Annotated in this window: 7 protein-coding genes, 4 tRNA genes and 1 pseudogene; 3 read left to right on the top strand and 9 right to left on the bottom strand. The window is 40.8% G+C overall.

The genetic code is table 11. From position 1 onward, the window contains the following. The 8 genes and pseudogenes from MTF67_RS17485 to murB form a co-directional block, all read right to left on the bottom strand. A pseudogene (locus MTF67_RS17485) lies at positions 1–77 on the bottom strand (elongation factor Tu); the annotation flags it as partial. Positions 78–205: 128 nt separating this feature from the next. Further along, a tRNA-Thr gene (locus MTF67_RS17480) sits at positions 206–281 on the bottom strand. Between the two features lie 11 nt (positions 282–292). Further along, positions 293–367 (bottom strand) — tRNA-Gly (locus MTF67_RS17475). 45 nt (positions 368–412) lie between these two features. Next, positions 413–497, bottom strand: a tRNA-Tyr gene (locus tag MTF67_RS17470). Between the two features lie 40 nt (positions 498–537). Further along, positions 538–613, bottom strand: a tRNA-Thr gene (locus MTF67_RS17465). A 126-nt stretch (positions 614–739) separates the two neighbouring features. Then, a complete protein-coding gene (locus MTF67_RS17460; protein ID WP_248520264.1) occupies positions 740–1,450 on the bottom strand; it encodes a type III pantothenate kinase in 711 nt (236 codons plus the stop codon). Continuing rightward, the gene (birA, locus tag MTF67_RS17455; RefSeq protein ID WP_248520263.1) at positions 1,447–2,451 is read right to left on the bottom strand and encodes a bifunctional biotin--[acetyl-CoA-carboxylase] ligase/biotin operon repressor BirA; all 1,005 of its coding nucleotides are present in this window, start codon (positions 2,449–2,451) and stop codon (positions 1,447–1,449) included. The genes MTF67_RS17460 and birA overlap by 4 nt, the downstream gene beginning before the upstream one ends. Further along, positions 2,448–3,458 carry a UDP-N-acetylmuramate dehydrogenase gene (gene murB / locus MTF67_RS17450; protein WP_248520262.1) on the bottom strand — a complete coding sequence of 337 codons (1,011 nt, stop codon included), beginning with the start codon at positions 3,456–3,458 and terminating at the stop codon, positions 2,448–2,450. Before murB ends, birA begins: the two co-directional genes overlap by 4 nt. Before the next feature lie 142 nt (positions 3,459–3,600). Between murB and MTF67_RS17445 the strand changes: the two genes are divergently transcribed. Beyond that, the gene (locus MTF67_RS17445) at positions 3,601–5,442 is read left to right on the top strand and encodes a M1 family metallopeptidase (protein WP_248520261.1); all 1,842 of its coding nucleotides are present in this window, start codon (positions 3,601–3,603) and stop codon (positions 5,440–5,442) included. A 67-nt stretch (positions 5,443–5,509) separates the two neighbouring features. Here the strand turns inward: MTF67_RS17445 and MTF67_RS17440 are convergent, their stop codons facing one another. Continuing rightward, complete coding sequence (locus MTF67_RS17440) at positions 5,510–6,112, bottom strand: DUF2057 domain-containing protein (RefSeq protein ID WP_006793874.1); 603 nt, start codon at positions 6,110–6,112, stop codon at positions 5,510–5,512. A 92-nt stretch (positions 6,113–6,204) separates the two neighbouring features. On the opposite strand from MTF67_RS17440, the gene MTF67_RS17435 reads away from it, so the two are divergent. Continuing rightward, complete coding sequence (locus MTF67_RS17435; protein WP_006793873.1) at positions 6,205–6,576, top strand: histidine triad nucleotide-binding protein; 372 nt, start codon at positions 6,205–6,207, stop codon at positions 6,574–6,576. Between the two features lie 196 nt (positions 6,577–6,772). After that, entirely contained in the window at positions 6,773–7,429 is a 657-nt protein-coding gene (locus tag MTF67_RS17430; RefSeq protein WP_008132268.1) for a response regulator transcription factor, read from the top strand. Positions 7,430–7,541 lie beyond the last annotated feature (112 nt).

The following is a 7,541-nucleotide window of genomic DNA, read 5'->3' as shown; positions in this document are numbered from 1 at the left end:
GTTTTACCGTGGTCAACGTGGCCGATTGTACCAACGTTTACGTGCGGTTTTACGCGTTCAAACTTTTCTTTTGCCATGACGGAACCTATCAGTTTTGTGTATCTAGATTACATATGAAAATAATCCACCGAAGGTAGATTAAGTTAATTTTTTCAAATAGTATTTTCTGACAGATAAAGGAAGTAATCAAGAAGATTCTTAAGACTGGTGCTGATAGGCAGAGTCGAACTGCCGACCTCACCCTTACCAAGGGTGCGCTCTACCAACTGAGCTATATCAGCAACACAAGAACTGGAGCGGGCAGCGGGAATCGAACCCGCATCATCAGCTTGGAAGGCTGAGGTAATAGCCATTATACGATGCCCGCGTTAGGAATCTGTTCTTAATCTACCTCTAACCGTCAAGAATAAAGTGGTGGAGGGAGCTGGATTCGAACCAGCGAAGGCTGAGCCGTCAGATTTACAGTCTGATCCCTTTGGCCGCTCGGGAACCCCTCCACGATAATTCTCTACTAATTCACTTTCGGTAAAAGGAAAGTGGTGCCGACTAACCGAGTCGAACGGTTGACCTACTGATTACAAGTCAGTTGCTCTACCAGCTGAGCTAAGTCGGCACTGCTTTAGTACGGGGCGAGATATTAGAGTAAGGTTTATTGGGATGCAACAATAAAATTAAAAAAAATGCGATTTTATTGGTTAAATGTTCAATATTCATGCAAAAGTCGCTGATTTTTCTATTTTTAGCTTGTTTTGCTTAAATCTCGCCAAAAATTTAAACCTTTCATTACTAATAAAGAATCAAAAATACTACCTTCAAATTGTTGCTGTAACAGTGCGCCATAACCACCAGCAAAAACAATTTGTACTGTTTTTGTGCTATTTTGCACGCCTAAGTGTAATTTAGCTTGTTCCACCGCCCCGATGGTCGCAACCAACGCACCATTTTTTAAACCGTTAGGTGTATTTTTCCCTAATTGATTCTCAAAGGGGGTTTTTTCGTCGTCAAATACTCGTTGGGTGTTTTGTGTCAGTGATGATGTCATTAAATCGAGCCCAGGTAAAATCCATCCACCTAAATGGTGGCCTTCACTGGTTAACACATCAATCGTTGTGGCGGTACCAGCATCAATCACTATACATGCTTGGTTAGGGTGCAATGTAAAACCAGCAATAAGCGCAAGCCATCTGTCTATGCCTAGGTTGTTTACTTGCTCGTATGCGCAGCTTAATCCTTGAAGTGTTTTAGTCACCGTTGCTTCATAACATGCTATATGATGCTTAGCAGCTTGGGCTAATAATTTATTAAGTAAGTCACTTCGCCCTACACAAGCGTATACAACTTCTGTTATTTGCGGCCAGGGTAAATTACTTAAATCTGCTGGTTGTGCCTGCTGATTGTGCCAAAGCACTGCTTTTAAAGATGTGTTACCTACATCAATGAGTAATCTCATAGCTGTGCCTTTCTCAGTGATATTTCACCGCCATAATAGCTTTTTACCTCGCCGTCTTGGCGGATACGAATCCCACCTTGAGGGTCAATTCCTTCGCATATCCCTCGCCAGCTTCTATGGCCTGTATTTAGCTCTACGCACTCACCCGCAAATGCATTAAGCGAATTCCATTGCTCGTGCATTGTGTGTAACCCACTTTTTCGATACTGATCTAACCGAAGCTCTAAGTGGTAGGTGAGTGATGCCACCAGCTCGTTTTTATCTAGCTGCTGGGTATGCTGGCTTAGATCAGTCCATGCTTGATCTATGTGTTGACTAAAGCTCTGTGGCATTTGCAAATTAATACCAATTCCTAGCACTAACTGACACGGCCCTTGCGGCTGCCCATCTAGCTCAACAAGTACACCAGCAAGTTTTTGTTTATTTAGGTAAATATCATTTGGCCACTTAAGCTCTAACTCTATGTCGTAAAGCGCTTTAATTGTATCGTATACCGCTAATCCGACCGCAATCGACACCCCCATAGCTGCTTGAAGGCCATCATCTAAACGCCAAAAGTAGCTGTAATAAAGGTTTGCACCAAACGGTGACTGCCAAACACGGCCTCGTCGTCCTCGGCCAGCCTGCTGCATTTCAGCCACAATCACGGTACCCGACTCAAGCGCTGTTTTAGCTTGTACCCGCCTCATAAGTTCGGAATTGGTTGAGTCAATTATAGGATGTACTTCTACGTTCACTGACTGTGACTTTAGCTGGCTAGTTAATTGATTAAAATACTGCTGTATTTTGGTTTGATTTAAAAGCCCAGCGTGGTTATTTAAGCTATAGCCTTTACCTGTTACTTTAAAAATATCTAAGCCCATAACTTGTAAGCTATTTATGTGTTTGCTCACTGCCGCGCGACTAATACCGAGTTGCTCACCTAGCGCTTGACCAGATACAAAACCGGGTTGATTTAACGCATTCAATATAGCGAGTTTATTGCCATCGGGTGCTTTCACTGTGTAACGTCTCCTTGTATGTAGCATTCATCGGTTGTGTTTATTAACCGTACTTCATGCTCAAGCAGTATGTTGTAACGCGAATACACAACATGCTGAATATACGTGATCATAGCAATCAAGTCTTCGCCTTCGCTGTTACCATGATTAACCAATACCAGTGCTTGTTGTCTATGAACCTCAATACCCGCTACGCGATAACCTTTAAGATTTGCGTTATCGATTAGCCAACCCGCAGCTACCTTATGCTCATTTTGTCCATAGGCGTAATACGGTGCATCAGGAAACTGCTTTAACAACGTTGCTAACTGTTGATTGGTAATTATCGGATTTTTAAAAAAACTGCCCGCATTTGGTAACGAGTATGGATCTGGCAGTTTACTATTACGAGTTTGAATAACGTGCTCAAATACGGCACGTGGAGTCACGCTTGTTAGCTGTTTTAATGGCCCATAACTCAGTACAGGTTGCCATTGCTTTGGCAATGCTAGTAATACCCGTGTGATAACGGCTTTATTTTTTAGTCCATGTTTAAATACAGAGTCGCGGTAGCCAAACTCACATTGCGCGTTAGTTAAACAAACAAGTTTCTTGCTGTGTATGTCATAGTACTCAACCGACTCTACAAATTTAGAAAGCTCAACACCGTAGGCTCCAATATTTTGTACAGGTGACGCCCCAACTGTACCAGGTATAAGTGCTAAGTTTTCAAGCCCTGGTATGTTTTTATCAAGCAGGTAACTTACTAATGCGTGCCAATTTTCACCGGCGGCAACGCTTATTAAAGTATCGGTTTCACGGGGTGTAATAGTAATTCCTTTGGTGGCCATTTTAATAACCGTACCGTGGTAATCGTTTAAAAAAATGGTATTACTCCCCTCCCCCAACAAACAAAATGGTGACGAAAAGCTTTGAGTATAAAGTTGCTCAAGATGAGTAATTTCAACTAAATTTTGGCATTGATTATGTAATGCAAAGGTGTGTAAAGGGTGTAATGCGTACGCCACAAAGCTCTCAAGATAAACCGTTAAATAATCATAATAGTTTACCTCATCGTCGCAAAATGCGCATCAGATTGTAAAAATTGCTCAACCCACCCAGCCAATCGTGATATAAAACCTGCACTTTTTATTTGTGTTCAGGGTAATTATGAAAATTAAACCTCTCTTTTTAAGCCTCGCTATGGCAGGTATGTGTTCGCAAGCAATGGCGAATGCGGTTGATCAAAACTCATACGCCAATCTTGACGATGTTGTTACAACTCACCTTAGCCTTGATTTAGATGTCGATTTTGACGACAAGCAATTAGAAGGCTTTGTTGAGCATACGCTTAAATGGAATAACAGCAAAAGCAAAACACTAGTGCTTGATACCCGCGATTTAGATATTGATAAAGTAATGTATCAAACACAAACAGGCAGCTGGCACAAAGCTAAATTCACTTTAGCGAATCGTGATGATGTTAAAGGCTCAAAGCTTACTATTGAATTTAAAAGCCAAGCTAAAATAGTGCGTATTTATTATAACAGTCGCCCAGAAGCATCTGGTCTACAGTGGTTAACACCTACGCAAACTGCAAGTAAAACGCATCCGTTTATGTATAGCCAATCACAAGCAATTCATGCTCGTAGCTGGTTACCAGTACAAGACACTCCAGCAATGCGTGTAACCTACTCTGCACGAATTACCACGCCTAAAGATATTCGTGCGGTTATGAGCGCAGACAACAAAGACGCGCTTTATAAAGATGGCGACTACCATTTTGAAATGCCGCAAGCTATTTCGCCATACCTAATTGCCATTGGTGCAGGTAACCTAGAATTTAAAGCAATGTCTCATCAGACGGGTATATTTGCAGAGCCTGAAATTTTAGAAGCCTCTGTTGCCGAATTTAACGACACGCAAGCCATGATCGATAAAACCAATGCCATGTATGGCGACTATGCTTGGGGCCGTTACGACTTACTCATGCTTCCGCCAAGTTTTCCGTTTGGTGGCATGGAAAATCCACGTTTATCGTTTATTACCCCTACCGTTGTTGCAGGCGATAAAAGCTTAGTTAACCTTATCGCGCATGAGCTTGCTCACTCTTGGTCTGGTAACTTAGTGACTAACGCAACGTGGGAAGATTTATGGTTAAACGAAGGTTTTACCTCATACGTTGAAAACCGCATTATGGAAGAAGTGTTTGGCCGCGACCGTGCCGTTATGGAACAAGCACTCGATGCAGCAGGTCTTCGCGCGCAGCTTAAAACCATTGACGCGCCAGACACACGCCTTAACTTAAAGCTTAATGGTCGTGACCCAGATGATGCGTTTAGCTCGGTACCATACACTAAAGGTCAATTATTCTTAATTTACTTGGAAAACAAGTTTGGTCGTGACAAGTTTGACCCTTTCGTAAAAACTTATTTTGATGAGTTTGCTTTTAAATCGTTAACGACTGCACAATTTGTTACCTATATTGAAGCTAATTTAATTAACAGGTACCCAGGTATTGTTAGCATGGATAAAGTGAACGAGTGGATTTTTGAGCCAGGTTTACCAACAGATGCTCCTAACCCTACCTCTGATGCGTTCGATAAGGTTGATACTGCAACTACAGCCTGGTTACAAGGCGCAAATACTGCTGCTCAGTTACCTACAGCAAACTGGACAGTACACGAGTGGTTGCACTTTTTAAATAACTTACCACGTGATTTAAGCATTGAAAAAATGACTGAGTTAGATGACGAGTTTAACTTAACGCAGTCAACCAACGCAGAACGTGCATTTGCATGGTATATGCTAGCAGTAGGCAACGGTTATCAGCCAATTTACCCTGCACTTGATGCGCATTTATCAGGTATTGGTCGTCGTAAGCTAATTGTGCCGCTGTACAAATCACTTATCACTAACGGTAAGAAAGACTGGGCGCAGAGTGTTTACTTAAAAGCACGTCCCGGATACCACCCACTAGCACAAGGCACTATTGACGCATTATTTGAATAATAAATAATGTAAAGTAACAACTAAAAGGGCCTAATTTGGCCCTTTTTTAATGCTTATTTTAAATAGCTTAGTTTGTTACTTTTTCTAAAAAAGCTTTGCGCTCAGCAACTGTTGCTTGCTGCCACCAAAAGTCGAGCATTTGCGCCGCACTTGGCATGCCTTTGCCTGTAATAGGCGCAATAGGTTTAATTGGCCTACTTGGCTTTTCTGGACCCGCTGGTGCTTCTCGCATAGTTCTAACAGGCGCTTCGCTAGCAAGTTGGTTATTAGAGACAACACTCAATGGTGCAGCTAACGCACTGCCTTTAGCTTTTAAACTTACCATGGGCGATTGAGCAAATACTTTAGCCGCTACTGCATTTTCAGCACGATTAAATACCAAGGTATAATCTGTACCCGCCTCAATTGTAATATCAACCCAAAAAGGCTCTGACTCAACCACCTCATGCATATCGTAATCTTCATCGTACAAGTCGGTATACTTGAGCTTTAGCCGATACGACCCCGGCGCTAGCTCTAAATCTTCTACACGGCTAAACAAAGAGCTTTCTATTATTCGCTCACCGACTTGCAACGGCACAAACTCTTCAGGAAAGTGAATGTTTTCTGCCATACTCGATACACTAAATAGCAATGCAGCTACACTGCTCATTAACACTGATTTACGCATATTAACTCCTTTGGTTGATTTGAGTTTGACACTGCTTTGAAAATTTGTCATTAGTGAATCTAAATTTCATACCACTTGATAAGGAACACACAATGAGCCAAGAGACTATCTTTACAAAAATAATCAACCGCGAGATCCCAGCAAACATAATTTACGAGGACGAAAATACTCTCGCGTTTGAAGATATAAACCCTCAAGCTCCTTTTCATGTGTTAATTATCCCAAAAATTGCAATTCCTACCATAAATCATATAAATGATGATAACGCACATTTAGTAGGCAACTTGTATGTGGTGGCCGCTAAGCTTGCAAAAGAACATAACTTTAGTGATGACGGCTACCGTGTTGTTATGAACTGCAACGATCATGGCGGACAAACCGTCTATCATATCCATCTTCACATGCTTGCCGGTAAGCAAATGGGGTGGCCTCCTTATCAAGATAATAAAAAAGAAATCGCTTAATTAAGCTCAGTTACTACATGCTATGTAAAAGCATGTGTTCCTATAAATTAAAAAACAATTACTTATTTGCAACATTTTATGTTTAAATAATCATAAAATTGTACTTGTTTTTAAGTACGATAGCGGTTTTCTAATACTAAAGGTGTGGGAATCGTGATAAACTTAATCAGTCAGCTTTATAAAAGAGTATAAAAACATGAGCAGTTCTGCCTTTTTGTTATTAGATAAAGATCCAATTAATACTATTGGTATTAACGTATTAGAGCCATTGCTAAAAACGCAAGGACTAGACGTAACAACAGGTACTAATATATTGGATACACCTGAAGGGACTCGCTTACTTTTCATTGAAACATCTAGCAATGACGCGTGGGGAAAATTAAAAGAACAACTAGTAAACCTTCGTGTTAAGTGCGATATCATATTATTTAACTTAGATGAAAACCCAGAGCTTGCTAATCGAGCACTACTCAGCGGTATTCGTGGTGTATTTTACACGACCGATAATGCAGATGTGCTAATGAAAGGTATTCGACTCTTATTAGAAGATCAACTTTGGTATCGTCGCGACATCATGTGTAATGCATTAAATCGCATGTTGCAGTTTAATAAAGACGCACTTCACAAGCTTACAGAGGGCGATATTGAACCTGTCAAACTTACTAAGCGAGAAAAAGCGATTATTTCATTAATGAGTAACGGTTCTAAAAACAAAGAAATTGCTGAAGAACTTAGCATTAGCCCACACACTGTAAAAACTCATTTATACAGCGCATTTAGAAAGACCAAGTGTCGTAACCGTATTGAGCTTTTATCGTGGGCACAGCAAAATATACCAGACGAAATTCGCTAAACGCTGACTTCGACTGAAATACAAAAACAGACACTTAGGTGTCTGTTTTTGTATTTAATATAAGCGCTTGTTAAGTTTATAATTTTTAATTAATCTAATCAAAAATCACCTG

It is taken from the genome of Pseudoalteromonas sp. 2CM32C (assembly GCF_023161925.1).
GTDB lineage: Bacteria > Pseudomonadota > Gammaproteobacteria > Enterobacterales > Alteromonadaceae > Pseudoalteromonas > Pseudoalteromonas marina.
This window is presented reverse-complemented; position numbering and strand designations above follow the sequence as displayed.

What these genes read in the sequence shown, in the direction of transcription:
- MTF67_RS17460 (WP_248520264.1), bottom strand. Translation starts at nt 1,450, where the DNA reads ATGAGATTACTCATTGATGTAGGTAACACATCTTTAAAAGCAGTGCTT.
- MTF67_RS17445 (WP_248520261.1), top strand. Translation starts at nt 3,601, where the DNA reads ATGAAAATTAAACCTCTCTTTTTAAGCCTCGCTATGGCAGGTATGTGT.
- MTF67_RS17440 (WP_006793874.1), bottom strand. Translation starts at nt 6,112, where the DNA reads ATGCGTAAATCAGTGTTAATGAGCAGTGTAGCTGCATTGCTATTTAGT.
- MTF67_RS17435 (WP_006793873.1), top strand. Translation starts at nt 6,205, where the DNA reads ATGAGCCAAGAGACTATCTTTACAAAAATAATCAACCGCGAGATCCCA.
- MTF67_RS17430 (WP_008132268.1), top strand. Translation starts at nt 6,773, where the DNA reads ATGAGCAGTTCTGCCTTTTTGTTATTAGATAAAGATCCAATTAATACT.